Source organism: Rhizobium sp. USDA 3886, from assembly GCF_056279785.1.
Window position 1 is genome coordinate 375,309 of sequence record NZ_JBWCDC010000002.1, and the last position, 20,550, is coordinate 395,858.

At 57.2% G+C, this 20,550-nt stretch carries 12 protein-coding genes and 11 pseudogenes; 16 read left to right on the forward strand and 7 right to left on the reverse strand.

Going from position 1 to position 20,550, the window contains the following annotated elements; all coding sequences use genetic code 11:
• Positions 1-9: 9 nt before the first annotated feature.
• Positions 10-961 (reverse strand): annotated as a pseudogene (locus ACZ9BX_RS22045) (IS481 family transposase).
• A gap of 942 nt (positions 962-1,903) precedes the next feature.
• Between ACZ9BX_RS22045 and ACZ9BX_RS22050 the strand changes: the two are divergent.
• The 5 genes and pseudogenes from ACZ9BX_RS22050 to ACZ9BX_RS22070 all read left to right on the forward strand — a co-directional run.
• A complete protein-coding gene (locus ACZ9BX_RS22050; protein WP_027513857.1) occupies positions 1,904-3,958 on the forward strand; it encodes a carbamoyltransferase family protein in 2,055 nt (684 codons plus the stop codon).
• A 71-nt stretch (positions 3,959-4,029) separates the two neighbouring features.
• A pseudogene (locus tag ACZ9BX_RS22055) lies at positions 4,030-4,781 on the forward strand (IS6 family transposase).
• A gap of 187 nt (positions 4,782-4,968) precedes the next feature.
• Positions 4,969-6,522 carry an IS21 family transposase gene (gene istA, locus ACZ9BX_RS22060; RefSeq protein WP_027513949.1) on the forward strand — a complete coding sequence of 518 codons (1,554 nt, stop codon included), beginning with the start codon at positions 4,969-4,971 and terminating at the stop codon, positions 6,520-6,522.
• An 18-nt stretch (positions 6,523-6,540) separates the two neighbouring features.
• The gene (gene istB, locus ACZ9BX_RS22065) at positions 6,541-7,317 is read left to right on the forward strand and encodes an IS21-like element helper ATPase IstB (protein WP_132568962.1); all 777 of its coding nucleotides are present in this window, start codon (positions 6,541-6,543) and stop codon (positions 7,315-7,317) included.
• A 108-nt stretch (positions 7,318-7,425) separates the two neighbouring features.
• Positions 7,426-7,947 (forward strand): annotated as a pseudogene (locus ACZ9BX_RS22070) (IS6-like element ISRH1 family transposase); the annotation flags it as partial.
• Positions 7,948-8,068: 121 nt separating this feature from the next.
• Here ACZ9BX_RS22070 and ACZ9BX_RS22075 read toward each other — a convergent pair.
• Positions 8,069-8,257, reverse strand: a pseudogene (locus ACZ9BX_RS22075) (IS6 family transposase); the annotation flags it as partial.
• Between the two features lie 794 nt (positions 8,258-9,051).
• Here ACZ9BX_RS22075 and ACZ9BX_RS22080 point away from each other — a divergent pair.
• Positions 9,052-9,992: pseudogene (locus ACZ9BX_RS22080) on the forward strand (IS630 family transposase).
• 716 nt (positions 9,993-10,708) lie between these two features.
• On the opposite strand, the pseudogene ACZ9BX_RS22085 reads toward ACZ9BX_RS22080, so the two are convergent.
• Together ACZ9BX_RS22085 and ACZ9BX_RS22090 are read right to left on the reverse strand one after the other, a co-directional pair.
• Positions 10,709-11,327, reverse strand: a pseudogene (locus tag ACZ9BX_RS22085) (carbonic anhydrase).
• A gap of 69 nt (positions 11,328-11,396) precedes the next feature.
• Positions 11,397-11,987, reverse strand: a complete 591-nt coding sequence (locus ACZ9BX_RS22090) for a NodA family N-acyltransferase (RefSeq protein WP_027513916.1) — start codon at positions 11,985-11,987, stop codon at positions 11,397-11,399.
• Positions 11,988-12,449: 462 nt separating this feature from the next.
• Here ACZ9BX_RS22090 and ACZ9BX_RS22095 point away from each other — a divergent pair.
• Positions 12,450-13,201: pseudogene (locus ACZ9BX_RS22095) on the forward strand (IS6 family transposase).
• 145 nt (positions 13,202-13,346) lie between these two features.
• Here ACZ9BX_RS22095 and ACZ9BX_RS22100 read toward each other — a convergent pair.
• Positions 13,347-13,879: pseudogene (locus tag ACZ9BX_RS22100) on the reverse strand (LysR family transcriptional regulator); the annotation flags it as partial.
• Positions 13,880-14,115: 236 nt separating this feature from the next.
• Between ACZ9BX_RS22100 and ACZ9BX_RS22105 the strand changes: the two are divergent.
• The 5 genes and pseudogenes from ACZ9BX_RS22105 to ACZ9BX_RS22125 all read left to right on the forward strand — a co-directional run.
• A pseudogene (locus ACZ9BX_RS22105) lies at positions 14,116-14,241 on the forward strand (acyltransferase); the annotation flags it as partial.
• A 5-nt stretch (positions 14,242-14,246) separates the two neighbouring features.
• Positions 14,247-14,300, forward strand: a complete 54-nt coding sequence (locus ACZ9BX_RS22110; RefSeq protein WP_425299113.1) for a hypothetical protein — start codon at positions 14,247-14,249, stop codon at positions 14,298-14,300.
• A complete protein-coding gene (nodB, locus tag ACZ9BX_RS22115; protein WP_132568941.1) occupies positions 14,297-14,929 on the forward strand; it encodes a chitooligosaccharide deacetylase NodB in 633 nt (210 codons plus the stop codon). The genes ACZ9BX_RS22110 and nodB overlap by 4 nt, the downstream gene beginning before the upstream one ends.
• A 22-nt stretch (positions 14,930-14,951) precedes the next feature.
• Positions 14,952-16,262, forward strand: coding sequence for a chitooligosaccharide synthase NodC (nodC, locus tag ACZ9BX_RS22120; protein WP_087006290.1), 1,311 nt, complete (start codon positions 14,952-14,954; stop codon positions 16,260-16,262).
• A 185-nt stretch (positions 16,263-16,447) separates the two neighbouring features.
• The gene (locus ACZ9BX_RS22125; RefSeq protein WP_051336868.1) at positions 16,448-17,212 is read left to right on the forward strand and encodes a sulfotransferase; all 765 of its coding nucleotides are present in this window, start codon (positions 16,448-16,450) and stop codon (positions 17,210-17,212) included.
• A gap of 380 nt (positions 17,213-17,592) precedes the next feature.
• Here the strand turns inward: ACZ9BX_RS22125 and ACZ9BX_RS22130 are convergent.
• Together ACZ9BX_RS22130 and ACZ9BX_RS22135 are read right to left on the reverse strand one after the other, a co-directional pair.
• Positions 17,593-17,955 (reverse strand): annotated as a pseudogene (locus tag ACZ9BX_RS22130) (DDE-type integrase/transposase/recombinase); the annotation flags it as partial.
• Between the two features lie 191 nt (positions 17,956-18,146).
• The gene (locus ACZ9BX_RS22135; protein WP_132568940.1) at positions 18,147-18,494 is read right to left on the reverse strand and encodes a hypothetical protein; all 348 of its coding nucleotides are present in this window, start codon (positions 18,492-18,494) and stop codon (positions 18,147-18,149) included.
• 220 nt (positions 18,495-18,714) lie between these two features.
• Here ACZ9BX_RS22135 and ACZ9BX_RS22140 point away from each other — a divergent pair, with 220 nt between their 5' ends.
• The 4 genes and pseudogenes from ACZ9BX_RS22140 (at position 18,715) to tnpB (ending at position 20,503) form a co-directional block, all read left to right on the forward strand.
• Positions 18,715-19,368: a hypothetical protein gene (locus ACZ9BX_RS22140; protein ID WP_132568939.1), complete on the forward strand. Its 654-nt coding sequence runs from the start codon at positions 18,715-18,717 to the stop codon at positions 19,366-19,368.
• 159 nt (positions 19,369-19,527) lie between these two features.
• Positions 19,528-19,689 (forward strand): annotated as a pseudogene (locus ACZ9BX_RS22145) (IS6 family transposase); the annotation flags it as partial.
• Between the two features lie 107 nt (positions 19,690-19,796).
• A complete protein-coding gene (tnpA, locus tag ACZ9BX_RS22150) occupies positions 19,797-20,159 on the forward strand; it encodes an IS66-like element accessory protein TnpA (protein ID WP_132568908.1) in 363 nt (120 codons plus the stop codon).
• Positions 20,156-20,503 carry an IS66 family insertion sequence element accessory protein TnpB gene (gene tnpB / locus ACZ9BX_RS22155; RefSeq protein WP_006204819.1) on the forward strand — a complete coding sequence of 116 codons (348 nt, stop codon included), beginning with the start codon at positions 20,156-20,158 and terminating at the stop codon, positions 20,501-20,503. Before tnpA ends, tnpB begins: the two co-directional genes overlap by 4 nt.
• The last annotated feature ends 47 nt before the right edge of the window (positions 20,504-20,550 follow it).

Consider the following 20,550-nt stretch of genomic DNA (forward strand, 5'->3'; position numbering starts at 1 on the left):
TACGATGCTCTAGCTGTGGAGCCTCAACAGGTTGTTCCCGGTCAGACCGAGTCGGCTGATAGGTGGTTTTGAGCCGATACTGCCATGAGGTCTATGCCAATTGTAGCGGTGAAGCCATCGCGGCAGTTCGGCGGTGCGTTCGTCTGAGGTTGTAGGCGCGAGCGTAGGCCCATTCGCGCAAGCTTGTCTGAATGAAGCGCTCGGCTTTCCCGTTGGTCCTGGGAGTATAGGGCTTGGTGAAGATCTGGCGCAGGCCGAGACGCTTGCAGGCTGCCCGAAAAGTCTTTGACCGGTAGCAGGAACCGTTGTCGGTCATCACTCGCTGCACTTTGACGCCGAGACTGGCGTAATAAGCAACGGCGGCCTCAAGGAAGGCGACAGCGCTCTTCTTGCGCTGGTCGGGCATAACTTGGACGAAAGCGCCGCGCGAGGCATCGTCGATGCAGACATGGACGAACTCCCAGCCAATGCCGATGTGACGGTTGACCATGCCAGTTTGTCGTCCGGTGATGCGGTGTCCGACGGAGCCGATCCGGCCGAGCTTCTTGATATCAAGATGAATGAGTTCGCCGGGATGCTCCCGTTCATAGCGGCGCACGGGCTCCGGCTCCAACGCGCTCAGCTTATTCAAGCCCAACCGGCGCAGAATACGGCTCACCGTCGCTGGCGAGACGCCGGCCTCAGCGGCGATCTGTTTGCCCGTCCAGCGTTGGCGGCGCAGCCGTTCGATCGTTTCGACTATCGCCGCAGGCGTCGGCCGGCGCAGTCGATGAGGCCGGGAGGAGCGATCATGCAATCCTGCCAATCCTTCGCGGCGATATCGGTCTATCCACTTCCGAATGGTCCGCAGACAGACGCCTGCGGCTTTGGCCACGGCCTCCGGCGTCTGCCCGCTCTCTACCTGCCTTACAATTCGCTCTCGACCGCGCGGCGTCAGCCGGGCATTCTTGTGGATGTTCATCCGGTCCTCCGAGAATCACTGAAGCTTCGACAACCTCAGCTTTCCCGGTCTGGGCCGGATGGACAACCTACTGAAAGCTCACATCTAGCTAGCCTTTTGCCCTTTGAAGCGCATGTCCGGCAGTCATTCATAACGTGGATGGGCTTGATCGAAACAAACGATTTCATCAATCGAACGAAATCTTGCATGGACAAAAGCACCTTACGCGCACCGATAAGGAGAAAATCCTCCATGTTCCCTGACGAAAGTGAATTGCAACTGCCCGACCATGTGGAGCGGTTCGAGGCTGGTCGTGACCCCCACGTTCTTGAGCTGCGAAGTCTTACCGGCGAACCAGCTGCCCAGCGGGTGCGCGTGGCGGGCTTATTGCCCTTTGCAGATGTAGTCGTCCCGTCTGGGCCGCGGCTTGGGTACCCGGCCGGACGCGTCGCCCTGCAACATCAGCGCGATTTGCAGATATGTTGTATTGCCGTGCTTCTTGTCAATGTCCGGTTTGTCCGACGCCCTATGCGAGTTCCTGCACAAAAGAACGCGTCATCGGGTGCGGCCGGGGAGCAGACGACCAGCGCAGCACTCGCCTGGCGATGGTGTAGCGACATCAGGCCAGTCCACGGTGCGGTATCATTCGTGAACAACCGCCCGTTCGCATCGATAACGCCACTCGGCAGTCATTGACGCCGCGCTGGAAATGAAAACGACATCGCCAGGAAGTCGGCCGCCGCTGAAACGTTCGAAGATGCACCCAATCTCCTCGGCGTCACGGAACACGGGCGCCACGATCGAGCATCTCATGCGGATCCAGGCGGACCGATATGAGGCCTCTTTTGAGGCCGATGATGTCCGAAACAGGCGTTTGCAGCAGCAAGCGGCAACACGGCCTTCTTATACGGAAACAGTCTGAGGAGGCCAGTTTGGCTTTCCCGTCACAATGTGGAGAAACAGATGCTTTTTCTAGGGATTAGCGGCGGACTTGACCAAGTCCATGAAAACCGATTCGAGCTTCCGAACACCTCTGTGCACGATGGCGCCGCGGTGCTCGTTCGAGACGGACAGGTGATAGCCGCCGTAGAAGAGGAACGCCTCAATCGGATCAAACACTCCAACAAGCTCCCAAGTCGTTCGATTCAATACTGTCTTTCAGCGGCGGGGATTCAGCTCAGCGACATTGATCGTCTCGCGATCTACGCTAGCGAGCCCTATGTCAACGCCATGGTTGGTGAGATGTCCAATTCCCATCCGGACATTCTCTCCATTCCGGATGCTAAAGTGTTGGTGCAGGATCTGTTAGCGCGTGAGTTCGGTACTAAGTTGGACGGTTCGCGTATTTCATTCGTGAGTCATCATCAGGCGCACGCCGTGAGCGCTTTTGCAATGTCGGGCTTCGATCAGAGTCTCATTCTAGCAATTGATGGCTGTGGTGATTTTCTATCGGGACTCTTGGCAGTAGGAGCTGGCACAGAAATTACGCAACTGGAAGCTTTTCCCGAGAACAATTCTCTTGGACTGTTTTATCTCGAGACGATCCGTTATCTCGGCTACGGCATGTTCGATGAATATAAGGTGATGGGACTCGCCCCCTACGGCGATCCCGCGCCCTATCGCGAGCTCTTCGAGCACTTTTACGACCTCTCCGCCAACGGTGGCTACCGTGTTTATCTCGACCGCATCGGTCCGGCGTTGCTCCGCAATATCGAGGTCAGGCGAAAGGGGATGCCGTTTACCCAGCAGCATCGAGATGTGAGTGCATCACTGCAGGAAACGCTGGAGCGGATCGTGTTCCACATTCTCCGGCATCACCGTGAGGCCACCGGTATGAAGCGGTTGTGTCTGGCTGGGGGGGTAGCCCACAACTGCACGATGAACGGTAAGCTGCTGTATTCAGGGCTTTTCGAAGACATCTTCGTGCAACCCGCGTCTCACGACGCCGGTTGTGCCTTAGGCGCTGCGCTGATGGTGTCTAACGAGATGGGCCGTCCCGCGCCCCGAGAGCGACTGCAGGAGGTCTATTGGGGTCCTGATCTCGGCAGCGACTGCGCCGTGCAGCAGGAACTGAATGCATGGGCCGGACATCTCCAGGTTGAACGCTCTGATGACGTGGCAACTAGTGCAGCCGACTGGATCGCCGACGGCGCCGTGATCGGTTGGGTGCAGGGTCGTTCGGAGTTCGGGCCACGTGCGCTGGGCAACCGTAGCATTCTTGCCGACCCTCGGCCGGCCGCAAACAAGGACCGGATCAATGCGATGGTCAAGAAGCGCGAAGGCTATCGGCCGTTCGCGCCATCTGTGCTGCAAGAAGACGCGAGCGAATTCTTCGACCTCCCGGATGGCAGGGACGAATTTCCATTCATGAATTTCGTCGTTCGCGTGCGTGACTCAAAACGCGCCTTGCTCGGTGCTATTACGCACGTCGACGGTACGGCTCGCCTGCAAACAGTATCGCGCAACGCCAATCCCGCTTACTGGGAGCTCATCAATGCATTCAAGAAGCGGACAGGCACCCCAATTTTGCTTAATACGTCCTTTAACAACAATGCCGAACCGATCGTGGATTCGGTTGCAGACGCGATTGCCACATTTTTGACGACAGAGCTGGATGGACTTGTGGTCGGGCCGTTCCTGGTCAAAAAGCGGGCCGCAACGCTGCAGGATTGGACTGCGCTCGCGGTTTCATTGCCGCCTTATATGTCGCTCCATCAAGTCCGCGCTTATACAGCGGTAGATCGTCAGGAGACAGTCTGCGAGATCCGTACGAGCCACTCCAACCGTGACAGTGTGCGAATTTCACATGACTTGTTTGATCTGCTGATGCGGATTGAGGGTGAATCCGTGCTTGGAGATCTCCTCGATGCAATTGGGCCGCATCAGGCTAAGCGTGAAGGTCTGATGAAGGGCCTGCAACGACTGTGGGAGCAGCGCCTCGTTCGGTTGCATCCCTCACGAGCTGTTCACGTCCACCGAAACTGCGATAAAACGCCGGATCAAGTGTCCGTCCGGTGAGTTTCTGAATCGGCAGAAATCGGTTAGGGCATAGACTCATAACGACCTGTTCCAGATGCGTGTTGCGGGTGATGTCACGTTGTCAGCGGCTTAACGGTTGTCGGATAATGGGTTGGGATGAACAGTCCGGCCGTAAGCTACAAGAACCACCGCTTTCCACCGCAGATTATCGCGCGTGCGGTCTGGCTGTATTTTCGGTTCCCTTTGAGCCTGAGGATGGTCGAGGAGATGCTGCTGGAGCGCGGTATCGTCGTCTCCCATGAGACGATCCGGAGATGGGGTCGTAAATTCGGAACGGCTTATGCCAGGCAGTTGTGCAGAAAGAGGCCTTCGCGAAAGGATATCTGGCATCTGGACGAGGTGGTGATTTCCATCGGCGGCCGCAAACATTGGCTCTGGCGTGCCGTTGACCAAGACGGTTACGTTCTCGACGAGATCGTTCAAGCCCGCCGCGATACCCAAAGCCGCCAGGCGATTGCTGGTCAGGCTGCTGAAGAAGCAAGGCCTGACGCCGAAGCGGATCGTCACCGACAAATTGCGCTCATATGGTGCTGCAAGACGGGAGGTGATGCCCGCCGTCGAACATCGATCGCACAAGGGCCTGAACAACCGGGCCGAGAATTCTCACGTGCCGCTTCGAAAACGGGAGCGGATGATGCAGGGATTTCGATCCGTCGGCGGCTTGCAACGGTTCATATCGATCTTTTCGGCACTCCGAAATCTCTTCGTCCCCCCGCACCAGAAAAACTCAGCCCTCGCCATCCACATCCATCGGATCCGCGCAATGGCGCAGTGGAAAGCCGTGACCGGCGCAACCGCCTGACGTCTCACATAAGCGCCTTGTTCCGACCTTGATCAAACAACGTGACATCGCCTCCGGGACAGCATTTCCGCTAATTCGCGGACAGCGATTCCGGTAAATCCCGGACAGTCTTTCGGCGATTAAAACATCGACTTTCGCGCGCGCCGTTTTGCCATTCTGAGCCTCGATTTGAACGAGGGGCTGATGAATGGCGAGACGGAAGCAGGCGAGGCTTACGAGTGTGAAGGACATTCGATCGATATTGCGGCTGACGCACGAACAGGGGCTTTCGGTTCGTGCGATATCGGAACGGCTGAAGATCAGCAAAACGACCATTTCGACCTATCTGTTGCGGGCGCGTGAGGCCGGGCTGACGGGCTGGCCGTTGCCGCCTGGGCTTGACGAGGACGCTGTTTTGCAGCGCCGCCTGTTCCATCGTCGCGGCCGCCCGCCCCAGGACATGCACGAGCCCGACTGGGGCAAGATCGCCAGTGAACTGAAGCGAAAGGGCGTGACGCTGACGCTGTTGTGGCAGGAATATCGCGAGCGGCACCCCAACGGTTACGGATACACCTGGTTCTGCGAGCGTTTCGCCGCTTTCGAACAGCGCGCCAGCGCCACCTTCCGCAATCGCCACACTGCCGGCGCGGCGATGCAGACCGACTACGCCGGCCACACCGTCCCGGTGATCGATCCGGCGACGGGCGAGATCCGGTCGGCGCAGATCTTCGTCGCGGTTCTGCCGGCCTCCTTGTACACCTTCGCCTATGCAAGCTTCACTCAACGGCTGCCGGACTGGATCGAGGGTCAGCAACGGGCGCTGAGCTTCTTCGGTGGCGTGACGAAAGCGATCGTCTGCGACAACCTCAAGGCCGGTGTTGCCAAGCCCTTGTGGTTTGAGCCGACCATCAACGCCACTTTTGCAGCATTCGCCGAGCATTACGACACGACGATCCTGCCGACCCGTCCAAAACGGCCGAAGGACAAGGCAAAGGTCGAAGGCAGCGTTCTCATCGTTGAGCGCTGGATCCTGGCGCGGCTGAGAAACGACCGCTTCTTCAGCCTCGTCGATCTCAACGTGCGGATCAGCCAGCTTCTCAACGATCTCAATAACCGGTCGATGCGACGGGTTGGCAAATCCCGACGTCAGCTCTTCGAGGAGATCGAACGCGAAGCGCTTGCACCCTTGCCGGCAACCGCATTCGAATATTCCGAATGGAAATCGGCAAAGGTTCATCCCGACTACCATGTCGAAGTCGACAAGGCTTTCTATTCCGTGCCGCACCGCCTGATCGGCCGCCAGGTCGATGTCCGGCTCACAAGCCGGATCGTCGAGATCTTCCATGATCACCAACGCGTCGCCAGCCACCGCCGGACGTCGCAGCGGGCTGGTCATGTCACCGTCAACGAGCACATGCCGAAGACACATCAGCACTATGCCAACACGACGCCGGCGAGCCTCATCAAGCAGGCTGCAAAGATTGGCCGCAACGCTGCAATCCTGATCGAGCGGCTGATGCGCGACAGGCCCCATCCCCAGCAGGGATACCGCGCCGCTCAAGGCGTTCTATCGCTCGCGCGCCGGTACGGGCCTGAGCGTCTTGAAGCCGCGTGCGCTCGGGCACTGACCATCAATGCGCTCAGCTATTCCTCCGTCAGCACCATCCTCAAATCCGGCCTCGATCAGGCGCCGCCTGTCGCCGAGCCGGTCAAGCCAGCCCCGGCGCATGGCAACATCCGCGGCAGCTCCTATTACCAGTGAAGAAAGGAAGACACTCACATGCTCACACATCCAACCCTCGACCAGATGCACGCACTCGGTCTATCCGGCATGGCGGCAGCTTATCGCGAACTGGCCAATCAAACTGAGGGCAGCGATCTCAACCGCGATGAATGGCTGGGTCTGATGCTCGACCGGGAGATGGCCGTGCGCGGCGACAAGCGCCTGACCAACCGGCTTGCAAGCGCCAAACTGCGCTTCCCCGACGCTTGCATCGAGAATATCGACTTCGCCGCCCAGCGCGGCCTCGATCGCCGACAGCTTCTCTCGCTGGCCCAAGGCGAATGGTTGAAAGCCCATGAGCACCTGATCCTGACCGGTCAAACGGGAACGGGCAAAACCTGGCTTGCCTGCGCCATCGGACGGCAGGCGGCCCGCCTCGATTATTCCGTTCTCTACGTCCGCATGCCTCGTCTCTTCGAGGATTTGGCGCTGGCACGCCTCGACGGTCGGTTTCCCCGATTGCTCGACAAACTGGCGCGCGTCCAATTGCTCATCCTCGACGATTGGGGAACCCATGCGCTCAGCGATCAGCAGCGGCTCGATCTCCTGGAAATCTTCGAAGAGCGCTACTGCAGGAAATCCACTCTGATCACCGCCCAACTGCCCGTGGCCCAGTGGCACGAGATGATCGGGGAACCGACGATCGCTGACGCCATCCTCGATCGTATCGTCCATAACGCCCATCGAATTGCGCTCGAGGGAGACAGCATGAGGAGGCAAAAACCACGACCGCTCTTGACCGAAGCGCGAAACGCCGAAATCAATAACCAATGACATCAACCAGGCGAACGAAAGTCGATCCCGCGAGACTGTCCGGGATCTAGTGAAACGACTGTCCGGGATTTACCGGAATCGCTGTCCCGTTAATCCGAAATCCGCACTTATGCCAGGCAGTTGTGCAGAAAGAGGCCTTCGCGAAAGGATATCTGGCATCTGGACGAGGTGGTGATTTCCATCGGCGGCCGCAAACATTGGCTCTGGCGTGCCGTTGACCAAGACGGTTACGTTCTCGACGAGATCGTTCAAGCCCGCCGCGATACCCAAGCCGCCAGGCGATTGCTGGTCAGGCTGCTGAAGAAGCAAGGCCTGACGCCGAAGCGGATCGTCACCGACAAATTGCGCTCATATGGTGCTGCAAGACGGGAGGTGATGCCCGCCGTCGAACATCGATCGCACAAGGGCCTGAACAATCGGGCCGAGAATTCTCACGTGCCGCTTCGAAAACGGGAGCGGATGATGCAGGGATTTCGATCCGTCGGCGGCTTGCAACGGTTCATATCGATCTTTTCGGCACTCCGAAATCTCTTCGTCCCCCCGCACCAGAAAAACTCAGCCCTCGCCATCCACATCCATCGGATCCGCTCAATGGCGCAGTGGAAAGCCGTGACCGGCGCAACCGCCTGACGTCTCACACAAGCGCCTTGTTCCGACCTTGATCAAATAACGTGACATCGCCGTCCCGGATTTAGTGAAATCGCTGTCCGGGATTCAATGGAACCCCTGTCCGCGAATTACCGAAACCCGCAGCATAAGCCGTTCCGAATTTGCGACCCCATCTCCGGATCGTCTCATGGGAGACGACGATACCGCGCTCCAGCAGCATCTCCTCGACCATCCTCAGGCTCAAAGGGAACCGAAAATACAGCCAGACCGCACGCGCGATGATCTGCGGTGGAAAGCGGTGGTTCTTGTAGCTTACGGCCGGACTGTTCATCCCAACCTATTACCAGACAACCGTTAAGCCGCTGACAACGTGACATCACCGGATCGAGACCTAATTTCGAGAAGTGAGCCTCGGCACTGCTCGGTGGCGTCCACACGATCGACCGCTCAGATAAGCCAGTCTGTGTGAGAATGTGCGCTGAACCAATCCGCGCACAGCTCGCAACCGTCGTCTTGGGGTGCTCCTGGAGAAGGCGCGTCGTCGCCCAGTCCCAGTCGATAGTGTAAGTCCCGAGCCTCGCTGACGCTCGGCAGCACGGAATCCGCAGCGGACTTAGTTTGGAACGACTTGAATTCGAAGAGGTCCACAGGGAAGTCAGAGCCCTCATCGTCGAGCGACCGGGGATCGGGCAACTTCCATACTGGAAGAAGGTCCTCCAAGTCTGACTCGTCCGGCTTCATATCCACAGGGACTTCAAAGCGCTCATCCCCGAGCAACCGTACCGCGTCCTCGGGCGACGGTTCCCAAATCTCTCGAAAAAGGTCCTCCAAGTCTGGGTCTATAGGGTTATGCATGTCGTAACTCCTTTTCTGTTTTCGGGATAGGGGCTTCATGCCCAACCCCATAGGCCTCGTCACAAGATCAAACCGCGACGAGATCGATGCAGGTCAGGTGCAGTCGTCTTATCTGCATTGAGCAACACGGTAAAATCGTTTGTTTTCATAGCACCCATTCGCGCGATGGATTGAGCTAGAGCGCGTCCGATGAAAGCAGAATCCGCGTGAGGATTCTTTTTTAGAGCTTCTGTGATCCCCTCCTCCTGTCTTTGATTTGTCGGAGGGAATATGGCCCGAGCATTGAGTGATGATCTTCGCCACCGGGTTTTGGCTGCGTCGGCTGGTGGGATGTCCGCGCGGTCGGCTGCAGCGCGGTTCGGGATCGGGATTTCGACGGCGATTGCCTGGATCGCGAGCGCCCGGCAGGGTCAGGTGAGCGCTGCCAAGCAGGGTCGACCTGGACGTTGCCGTCTCGACGATGATGAGGCTTTCATCATCGGCATGATCGAGGCGCCGAAGGACATCACGCTGAACGAGATGGTTTTGCGGCTGGAAGAGGGCCGATCCGTCTCTATCGGCCGCAGCACCCTCGACGTCTGGCTGCGCAAGCGCGGCTTCACATTCAAAAAAAGACCGCACATGCATTGGAGCAGGCGCGGCCAGACCTCCTGAAGCGGCGTCAGGACTGGTTCGATGCACAGCTTGATCTCGATCCAGCCCGCCTCGTCTTCATAGACGAGACGGGTCTTTCCACGAAGATGTCCCGGCTTCGCGGTCGCTCGCCGCGCGGAGAGCGTTGCCGATCGGGCGTTCCGCACGGTCATTGGAAAACTACGACGTTCACCAGGACGCTCAGGCTCTCCGGCATGACCGCGCCGATGGTCATTGACGGGGCGATGAACGGAGTGGCTTTCCGGGCCTATGTCGAGCAGGTTCTCGTGCCGACCCTCACGCCCGGCGGCATCGTCATGGAAAAGCTGCCGGCCCACAAGGCAGATGGCATCCGACAGGCCATAGAAACCGCCGGCTGCACGCTGACCCTATCTCCCGCTTTATAGCCCTGACTTCAACCCGATCGACAACGCCTTCTCAAAGCTCAAGGCGCTTCTGCGGCAAGGGCCGAACGCTCCGTCGACGCCCTGTGGAACACCGTTGGCGACATCGTCAAGCTCTTCGAACCGCAACAATGTGCGAACTACTTCGCAGCAGCAGGATATGACCCGGGTTAAAGTGGACGTGCTCTAATTCGAGCCTCATTGATGCTGACTCTCGGGATTCCAAAAACCGACGAATCTGAATACATAGCGCAAACAGGAGGTTTGCGATGGGGTCAGCGATTTTGTTGCGGTCAGACTTGGACGGGGACGGGTTGCGTCTTCTGGCACGGCATACAAAGGATGCCAGCCAGGCGCGTCGATTTATGATGGTGGGCTCTCGTGCTGATGCTGCTCGGCTCGGCAGAGTCACGGTGCAGATCGTGCGTCACTGGGTGGTGCGGTTCAACGCCCGTGGTCCCGACGGTTTGATCAACGGCAAGGCTCCGGGCAAACCGACGATCAACGTGCGGCCTTGGCACAAGCCGTCGAGCGTGGTCCCACGCCCTATCTCGATGGGTCGTGCGCTGGCGTCGGTGCGATCTGGCCAAATGGCTTTGGGAGGAATTCCATGTCTCGGTCTCGATGGGCTACATCTGATCGAGATATCGCGAAACGTCGCCCATGATGCGCACGCCATCCCCATTATGGACCAGAGAGTTGGCTCACGTCCAACAATCTGATGGTCTCCGAAAACATCATTATTCTGCCCTGCCGTCAAAATCGCTTGGGCAAAAACACCGTCAGCGCAGTCTCCAACACGGAAGGCGTGATCTGATCTCGGCAAAGCTTTGCCCTGCCGAAATCGAGCAATCGGTTCCGTAGAGCGGTCGAGAGGCTGCGAGCTCGCGTCAGCTAGAGATCAGGATATAACGGCGACTTAAAACGAGTGCCGGACGCGCATTCATCGAATAAAGCGCAGTGAACCTCTCGATATCGGCCGCGTCCACCTCGATCGGGTCCTGCGCTACCATCCAGTCGACGATCTCGCTGCAGGGTGGTGTGGTGAGCGACCCCTCATAGGTCCAATATTTGAGTGACGCCGGCAGCAAACCGCTCGGATCGACATCGGGAGTGCGGTCTGCTCACCGGCCGGGCCACCAGATGTTCGCTCGGCGCATGGAAATGGTACTGCACCAGCTCATAACGTTTGTCGCCGCGGCGGAGCGTGCCGCCGGGCGCGGCTTTCACCTGGATTGTGTGCCCATTGTTGAGGATCGCGCCGCCACTTTTCCAGTCTAATGCCAAGTCCGGGATATCGGCCTTGATCGCGCCCTGATGTCGAGCGGCGATTGCTGCGAACCGGCCGAACAAGCACTGTTCTCTTTGTCAAAGACACCCAGGGCTCGGGACCCGCTTCGCCTTCATAGCTCCAATGCACGCCTTCCGCTGCATAAGCGGTCTTGACGCAAAGCGGGCAAGCCGCAAGCAAGGCCAAACGTTTGATGAGCCACGCCTTTCCATATTCATTCCCTTTCGGATGAGAAGCAAACGGCGCTCGGCGGCGACCACTTGGAAGTCCACATATTAAATCCCGCTTCATAGTTCCGGGCCGTTTCGGTCGATCAGCGTGCCGGACGGCCACTCGTCCATCGAGCGTCCAAAGGGCACAACGACGACGAGCACGTCCTCGACGCGGGTGGGCGGCAGGTCGAGACGCATATCAGCGAGAGTCGACCGTACGCGGACGCCCGACACAATCGTCGCCAGACCGCCTCGGCACAGCCTCTCCATATGGTTGCGCATCGCGTGCCGCACCGTGCCGAAAGCGAATGGGACCCTAAGCTGCTGCAGCGCCGGGAACACATCGCTCAGTGAAAAGCTGATTCCGAGTCGCTCAAGATCCGGACGGACCCCATACAACCCTAGTTCGGCCACCAATAGATCGACCTCGCCAACTTTGATGAAGCGGCGCAGTATACCAATATGAGCGGCTACGCCGTGCGCGTCGTAGCCGATTGCGCGGAATTCCGGCCTCGCACCGGCCCAGCTGCTGCCGTCTTCGAATGGCTTTGTATTGAAGGCCCCAGTCCGTCCATAGCTCTCTCGGAAGAAGTCGGAGAGAGCGGCATGGTCGGCCAGTTGCAAATCGTTTTCCCAGCACAACCGCCACCGTACGTCAGAGCGCATGGACAGACCTCGTCTTTATTGCTGTTTCTTGAGGTAAGCGCCTATGCATGAAGAGCTAGTCGCATTGAGCCGACGCGACGTAGCTTGCGCGGATCACCGAAGAACCCAGCCGCGATGGACATGCGGCTTGGTTGACGCTCGGCGTACACCGGAAGGCGTACACCGGAAAATGCTCCGCGGAGCCGAAAGTGCTCCTCAGAGCTAACGCAAACATCGACAACTTCCTTCAGGGGCTTCCTTGAAATGTCAATATGCGACGTTCTGCAAAACCGGTAAAATCGTTTGTTTCGATTTGACGCATCCACACTATGGATAGCTGAAGACATGCGGTTCAAAGGCCTTGACTCGTATCCCAAACAGGAACTTCAAGAGGGCTGTCTCGCGCTTTACAAGAAAGAAAAGGCGCTGACGTACCGTGCTTCCATCCTTCATCGGCCTACTCAGGGAGCCCGTAGAACGGTGATGTCACGTTGTCAGCGGCTTAACGGTTGTCGGATAATGGGTTGGGATGAACAGTCCGGCCGTAAGCTACAAGAACCACCGCTTTCCACCGCAGATCATCGCCCGTGCGGTCTGGCTGTATTTTCGGTTCCCTTTGAGCCTGAGGATGGTCGAGGAGATGCTGCTGGAGCGCGGTATCGTCGTCTCCCATGAGACGATCCGGAGATGGGGTCGCAAATTCGGAACGGCTTATGCCAGGCAGTTGTGCAGAAAGAGGCCTTCGCGAAAGGATATCTGGCATCTGGACGAGGTGGTGATTTCCATCGGCGGCCGCAAACATTGGCTCTGGCGTGCCGTTGACCAAGACGGTTACGTTCTCGACGAGATCGTTCAAGCCCGCCGCGATACCCAAAGCCGCCAGGCGATTGCTGGTCAGGCTGCTGAAGAAGCAAGGCCTGACGCCGAAGCGGATCGTCACCGACAAATTGCGCTCATATGGTGCTGCAAGACGGGAGGTGATGCCCGCCGTCGAACATCGATCGCACAAGGGCCTGAACAACCGGGCCGAGAATTCTCACGTGCCGCTTCGAAAACGGGAGCGGATGATGCAGGGATTTCGATCCGTCGGCGGCTTGCAACGGTTCATATCGATCTTTTCGGCACTCCGAAATCTCTTCGTCCCCCCGCACCAGAAAAACTCAGCCCTCGCCATCCACATCCATCGGATCCGCGCAAGGGCGCAGTGGAAAGCCGTGACCGGCGCAACCGCCTGACGTCTCACACAAGCGCCTTGTTCCGACCTTGATCAAACAACGTGACATCGCCAGGCGCAGACATAGAAGCTCACAGTTTGTGAATCGTCTGTCCGCAATACAGGGGCCAACGCTACCGACGCCAGATGGGGTCAGCTTGTCCCTTACGTTTGTTGGAAGGGCAGCCGACACACACCAGTTTATCGTCAAACAGTTTCGCTTTGGGATGTGCGTGACATAAACAAATCCGGAAAAATAAGGAAATCGACAAGTCCACGACGGAGAAGCTCATCAGGTTTGTCGTCGAGAGCCAGCAATTCGAAGCTGATGCCGGGAGCTTCGCGAGCCACGCGTTTCGCGACCCTGTCAAAGAACACGATTGTCATGAAGTCAGAAATTATAATCCTGAAACAGCGGTCGGATTCGCCTGGAATTATTGGATTCCAAGCAATGACGGAGACCTGAATATGCGGTAGGGCCTCCCGCACGGCGGGGCAAGCGCTTCCGCACGTGGCGTTGGAATAGGTTCGCGTCCCTGCATTATTAAAGCTCGTCACCGAAATAGGCGCGCAGCCTGGCGATGGCCGCGCTCATGGCGGCTTGACTGAGGTTGATGCTGCGCCGCTGCGGTGAGCTGCGTTCGGTCATCAAAGCATTAAGCGCTACGAGGAGATTTAGATCCAGGCCCCTGAAACGCATTTGGGTTATCCATCTCTTAGATGATTGCTATTCAAACAATCAATTTTACCCCTCTCCCGGGGTGCTATTAGAAACCCACTACATTCCGTGATCAAGGCGTCGACGCAAGCTTAAGAAGCGTAGGACGGTTCCGCTTTCTACTTAAGAGTTCGTCAAACTAGCGTCACACCAGATTACCAGATCTTACCACTACTTCGATCGTGCCCGATAATAAAACAACAAACAGGAGTTTTTGCATGTCCTCGAAGGTGCAATGGAAGCTATGCTGGGAAAATGAGTTGCGACGATCAGACCACTCAGAGCTCTTTCTATCGACCTTTGGGCCGACAGGGGCATATCACGCTGAACGGTTCGAGGGCGGCGCATGATGAGCGAGTGGCCGTCCGGCACGATAATAGAACGAAATGGGCCTGAACTATGATTCAGCGCGACTGTTTACGCGAAGTGCCCGTTGCTGGCGCCGATGATCGCAGCGTTTATTTGACGTTTGACGACGGTCCTAACCCATTTTCTACGCCACAGATATTGGATGTCCTGGCTGAACACCGCGTGCCGGCCACATTTTTTGTGGTCGGTGTGTTTGCGAAAGAGCAGCCTGACCTCATCCGGCGGATCGTGGCGGAAGGTCACGACGTCGCCAACCATACGATGACCCATCCCGATCTTACGGCCTGCGAACCCCAAGATATAGAACGTGAGATAAACGAGGCGAGTAGAGCCATTCTCTCGGCGTGTCCCGAGGCTGCGGTCCGCCATATACGAGCGCCTTACGGGGCTTGGACCGAGGACGTGCTTTCCAAATCAGCGAGCGCCGGACTTGAGGCCGTCCACTGGTCGTCAGACCCGAGAGATTGGTCTCGGCCGGGCGTCGACGCGATTGTTGATGCAGTACTTTCTACTGCTCGACCTGGCGCAATCGTGCTTTTGCACGACGGCTGTCCTCCCGATGAGGTTGGGCTTTCGGGTCTGCGTGACCAAACTCTTTTGGCGCTTTCACGTCTCATCCCGGCGCTGCACAGCCGTGGTTTTGCAATTCGGTTACTTCCCTAGCATCACTGGACGACGAGAAACCATGACCCTGCTTGCTACAACCAGCATCGCCGCCATATCGATGTATGCCCTGCTCTCGACCGCTTACAAGAGCATGCAGGTCCTTTATGCTCGCCCCGCAAACGGATCAGCGGTACCGGCCAAAACAGTCGAAGCTAGTGCTCTGTCGAGTGTGGATATCATTGTACCCTCCTATAATGAGGACCCGCGCGTTCTGTCAGCGTGCCTAGCGTCCCTTGCAGACCAGAACTATCCGGGAGAGTTGCGATTTTTTGTGGTCGATGATGGTTCCAGGAACCGTGACGCAGTCATGGCTGTACGTGAAGCCTATGCATACGATCCGAGATTCAACTTCATTTTGCTACCGAAGAACGTCGGAAAGCGCAAAGCGCAGATTGCCGCGATTAGGCAATCAAGCGGAGACCTCATCCTGAATGTAGACTCGGACAGCACTATCGCGCCTGATGTGGTCGCCAAACTTGCGCGCAAAATGCAAAATTTAGTGCTGGGTGCGGCCATGGGCCAGTTGACGGCCAGCAACCGGACCGAAACATGGCTGACGCGGTTGATTGACATGGAATATTGGCTTGCCTGCAACGAAGAGCGCGCGGCACAGGCTCGCTTCGGTGCCGTCATGTGTTGCTGCGGCCCGTGTGCAATGTACCGCAGATCCGCGCTGCTCTCGCTGTTGGACCAGTACGAGACGCAGCTTTATCGAGGCAAACCAAGCGATTTTGGTGAGGACCGCCATCTGACGATCCTCATGCTGAAGGCTGGTTTTCGGACGGAGTACGTCCCAGACGCCATAGCGGCGACAGTTGTTCCGGACAAGTTGGGGCCGTATCTGCTCCAACAACTGCGCTGGGCACGTAGTACGTTCCGTGACACGTTGCTCGCGTTTCCCCTCCTACCTGGGCTCGATCGGTATCTCACGTTGGACGTGGTCGGGCAGAACCTCGGACCACTGCTTCTCGCCCTGTCGGTAGTCACAGGAGCGGGGCAGTTCATACTGACAGGCACGCTCCCCTGGTGGACGATCCTGATGATCGCCTTAATGACTCTGATACGGTGCAGCGTGGCTGCGTGTCGCGCTCGCCAACTAAGATTTATTGGCTTTTCGCTGCACACGCTTGTGAACATCTTTCTCTTACTTCCCTTGAAGGCTTATGCGTTGTGTACCTTGTCCAATAGCGATTGGCTATCGCGCGGGAGCGCGGCCAATGTGCAAGACATTAGCAGAACGCATGACGCCACCCAAGAGTCGAGGCCGGCGGCGCTTGAGGCACTTGCAGCGGCGAGTGATCGCCGCGTTTCCGCAGGTGGACGGAAATGAATGGCCAAACAGAAAATAGGGCTGAGGCGCAGGCGCAACGAAGTACAGCTTCGCGAGCAAGGGCAGAGCTTGCAGTCCCTTCTGAAACCGGAGCAAGTTTGCCGGGCTCTTGGAGCACCGCTAGCTCAGATTGAACGGGCTGGCGCACATAATGACAGTCAGGACTTTTGCTGGAGTTACCGCAGATGCTAATTGGAACACGCACGATCCGATCCACACTCTCGCCTGAGCCATTTGTAGTCCTCGGGATGCCAAGAACCGGCACGCATTATCTTGAAGAACTGCTGAACGAGCATCCGAATGTGTTGAGCAACGGCGAGCTGCTCAACACCTATGATGCGAATTGGGGCGATAAAGATCGCCTGTCAGGTAGTGACTGCGAGCTCCTTGAGCGTGCCTTCGTGCGCCACCCGACGAGAGAAAATAAGGAGGTGACGCATGTCGGCTGCAAGATCAACGAACCTCAGTTTCGCGAGCGTCCGAACTTTTTTTCCGAGCTGGCCCGCTGGCCGCTGCTTAAGGTTGTCCTTGTGGTTCGCAGGAACACCTTGGAATCTCTCAGATCGCTCGTGCAGGCAAGGCAGACCCGGAGGTGGCTTAAGTTCAGTTCCGACAAGCCGGCCGCTCCACCGCGACCCGTGAAATTGTCAATCGCCGCCTGCGAGGCCTATTTCAAAGCTGCCGAAGATTTCCACGCCCGCGTCGCAAGCGCCTTCGAGCCTACAAGCATAATTCAAATCGAATACGAGGACCTTCTTCGCGATCCTAGAGCTTGTGTGGCAACCGTCTTCAATTTCCTTGATGTTTCACCCCTAAAACTTTGGGGTCGCGGCATTCTACAACGACAAGAATCGCGCCCGTTGAGTGAAACGGTACGGAATTTCCGAGAGTTGCGGGATCACTTCGCATATGGACCTTACGCGAAATTCGTTGATCTTGATCAAGGCTGACTAGAAAAAGTGCAGGTATGTCGACCCATTCAATTCAGCAATCCAGAGTAGCAAGCAGCTCGATGGCGCTTACCCGTTCTCTACCGGGATGAAGAAAGTCGAGGGATATATCTGATGCTGACAGCGGCTCGCTCCTTAGTCCAGCGAAGGAATTCTCTCTACGCACCTCGCTGCCTGCGGGGGGTGTCGGACGAGAAAGAGTATCCACATTGGGAATTTGCTTTAGAAACAAGACTGGACGACGAGCTTGAAGACCTTTGAGATTACCCATCATAATTAATTCGCGGAACCTAAGAGCGATTATCTCAGCCGATTGGAAGCCGAGAGCGGCGATGTCACGTTGTTTGATCAAGGTCGGAACAAGGCGCTTATGTGAGACGTCAGGCGGTTGCGCCGGTCACGGCTTTCCACTGCGCCATTGCGCGGATCCGATGGATGTGGATGGCGAGGGCTGAGTTTTTCTGGTGCGGGGGGACGAAAAGATTTCGGAGTGCCGAAAAGATCGATATGAACCGTTGCAAGCCGCCGACGGATCGAAATCCCTGCATCATCCGCTCCCGTTTTCGAAGCGGCACGTGAGAATTCTCGGCTCGATTGTTCAGGCCCTTGTGCGATCGATGTTCGACGGCGGGCATCACCTCCCGTCTTGCAGCACCATATGAGCGCAATTTGTCGGTGACGATCCGCTTCGGCGTCAGGCCTTGCTTCTTCAGCAGCCTGACCAGCAAGAGGGCTCGGCCCTGAGCCCACATTTCGTGTTTGAGCATCTGCAGGGAAAACGGCGTGATGGCGATTGTCATTGTGACGGACTTGAGGTCGGCACCCTCCGGAAGAGCTGAAGGAAGTGTTTAGTGCCGCAATTCAGGCATCCCTTTCGGTTCATAGCCGCGCGCGATGTCACGTCCTCACGCTGGCTCAGTTCGATGTTGCCTGCTTAGTATCCATGGCGCGGATGGAATGCATCCAAACGTACGATTTTACTGATGGTATGAAGTGCTTCATTACCAAACACGAAACCAAACGGATAGACGCGAAATCTGCCGGCGGGCAACGTTGCGGAGAACCTTCTGACGGAGTTTTCGGCGAGAGCGGCCGGACCAGGCCCGAACAGGACACAAATGGGGAATAAGCCGTAGACGATCCGTGGCAGCGCGACAGAACCAGTTCGAGTGAGCATCACGCGATCGCCCGCCGGTTCTCGTTCCCAAAGTTCCATCACAAATGCACTCGCCGTCGGGTGCGCAGGAATGCCAGGATGCATCAACGAAGACAGCTTGCTCACCGCTCACGCGATTTCGTCCTTAGGACGAATCGAATTGCGAGCGTTAGCATCACCTGACGTATGACTGGGCGATTGTCCTGTCGAGCGCGACGGCTGTAGAGCAGGAGCAGCCATCTGGAATCTTGCCGCATACTCTGGAAGTGATTTTCGTTGAATACCAGGCTTCAGAGAAGCGCCCTACTCCTTTTTCATTCCTGATGAACCCGTAAGGACCGGTACAATGTCATACGAAGCAATCTTTAGTCTTGGCTCGGACTGCAGGCCTGCGTCCCATTTTATACGATATTTCAAAGGGCGCCCAAGTAGCTGTTTTGATTGGCTTGTGACGCCTGTGGCCTCCATCGAGAGAATACTGGCAGACGATGGAGCACAATTTGGACTTCGTGTATCTGCTTTAAATGGGACGACTGCTCTATGTGAGAATTACGGAGTTCTTTACCATCATGAATTTGAGCGAACGAAGTCGGGCGCCGTTATTTTCACACCGGAGGCGTTACAGTCTTGTCGCGAGAAGCTGACTTACAAATACAACAAGATGATCAACATCGCTCGGACTCGCAAAACGTTGTTCGTCCGCTATGTTGCGGGGACAGATTCTCCGGGGGATCAGCAGCGAGGGAAGCCGTTTGGAGCAGATGATCTCCAGAAGATGGTCACTCTCCTTGAGGAAAAATTAGGACACTCAAGCTTCCACATCGCCTATTTTCGCGCCATCGGAGGGGCTTACGATGATTCGGAATTTAGAGGGCCAGTCCCAGAGCGCTGCAGTGTCCATCAGGAGCACCATGTGCCTGATCAACCAGACAATTATAAGGCGTGGGACGAGTTCTTTTCCACAATGGGACTTTCGCCCGACCGTCCGCCGCATCTATAGTCGATCTGAACCCTTCAGGCTGGGACCGTTAGACGTAGGTCGGAACGGGCGACGCCGATACGAGCCGAGGGCAATAATCTCACTGCTGCAGCCGATCATCACTTCGTCGGGTGATGTCACGTTGTCAGCGGCTTAACGGTTGTCGGGTAACGGGTTGGGATGAACAGTCCGGCCGTAAGCTACAAGAACCACCGCTTTCCACCGCAGATCATCGCCCGTGCGGTCTGGCTGTATTTTCGGTTCCCTTTGAGCCTGAGGATGGTCGAGGAGATGCTGCTGGAGCGCGGTATCGTCGTCTCCCATGAGACGATCCGGAGATGGGGTGTGAGCGTCCGGTGAGCGGTTTTTGCTGATCGGGCAAATCAGGCGATGTTCTGGCATTAGAACCAGCATTAGTGCTGACATTAATACCAGATCAAAGAGGTTTCATGGCTCGAATTGAGATCATGTCCGGTACTGAGCGCAGACGGCGCTGGTCGGACGAGGCGAAACTGAGGATATTGGCGGAGGCGGATGAACCTGGCGCTCGCATTGGTGATGTGGCTCGCCGGCATGACATTCATCCTGGGCAGATCCGCTTGTGGCGGCAGTCATTCAGCTATGTTGACCGACCGGCGATGTTCCTTCCGGTTGAGATCACCGAGGAGGTGGGCGTAAGCCAGGCGTCTACCACGCTGCCGAGGCCAGCGGTTGTCGAGATCTTGCTCCGAAACGGTCGGTGCTTGAAGGTTCCGATTGACGTTGAACTGAAGCTGCTTATGTCGCTGGTGGCCTGTCTGGAGGCGGCATGATCGGGCCTTCGGGGAATGTGCGTGTCTATCTGGCCTGCGGGGTGACGGATATGCGGCGTGGCATTGATGGTCTATCGGCGCTGGTCGAGACGGCGATCAAGGAGGCACCGGGCTCCGGCGCGATCTTCGGCTTCCGCGGAAAACGCGCTGATCGGATCAAGCTTCTTTGGTGGGACGGTCAAGGGTTCTGCCTGTTCTACAAGATTTTGGAGCGCGGATACTTTCCCTGGCCGACGGCGAAAGAGGGCGTGGCGCACCTGACGCAGGCGCAGCTTTCGATGCTCGTTGAGGGGATCGATTGGCGACGCCCGGCGTGGACTTCCGCTCCCGGTCGAACGGGATAAAAGCTATATTTTGCAGGGGCATCCGGGGTATATTGGTGGCGTGCCAG

Excerpts from the sequence above, each read along its gene's own strand:
- ACZ9BX_RS22050 (WP_027513857.1), top strand. The coding sequence starts at position 1,904 with ATGCTTTTTCTAGGGATTAGCGGCGGACTTGACCAAGTCCATGAAAAC.
- istA (WP_027513949.1), top strand. The coding sequence starts at position 4,969 with ATGGCGAGACGGAAGCAGGCGAGGCTTACGAGTGTGAAGGACATTCGA.
- istB (WP_132568962.1), top strand. The coding sequence starts at position 6,541 with ATGCTCACACATCCAACCCTCGACCAGATGCACGCACTCGGTCTATCC.
- ACZ9BX_RS22090 (WP_027513916.1), bottom strand. The coding sequence starts at position 11,987 with ATGCGCTCTGACGTACGGTGGCGGTTGTGCTGGGAAAACGATTTGCAA.
- nodB (WP_132568941.1), top strand. The coding sequence starts at position 14,297 with ATGATTCAGCGCGACTGTTTACGCGAAGTGCCCGTTGCTGGCGCCGAT.
- nodC (WP_087006290.1), top strand. The coding sequence starts at position 14,952 with ATGACCCTGCTTGCTACAACCAGCATCGCCGCCATATCGATGTATGCC.
- ACZ9BX_RS22125 (WP_051336868.1), top strand. The coding sequence starts at position 16,448 with ATGCTAATTGGAACACGCACGATCCGATCCACACTCTCGCCTGAGCCA.
- ACZ9BX_RS22140 (WP_132568939.1), top strand. The coding sequence starts at position 18,715 with ATGTCATACGAAGCAATCTTTAGTCTTGGCTCGGACTGCAGGCCTGCG.
- tnpA (WP_132568908.1), top strand. The coding sequence starts at position 19,797 with ATGGCTCGAATTGAGATCATGTCCGGTACTGAGCGCAGACGGCGCTGG.
- tnpB (WP_006204819.1), top strand. The coding sequence starts at position 20,156 with ATGATCGGGCCTTCGGGGAATGTGCGTGTCTATCTGGCCTGCGGGGTG.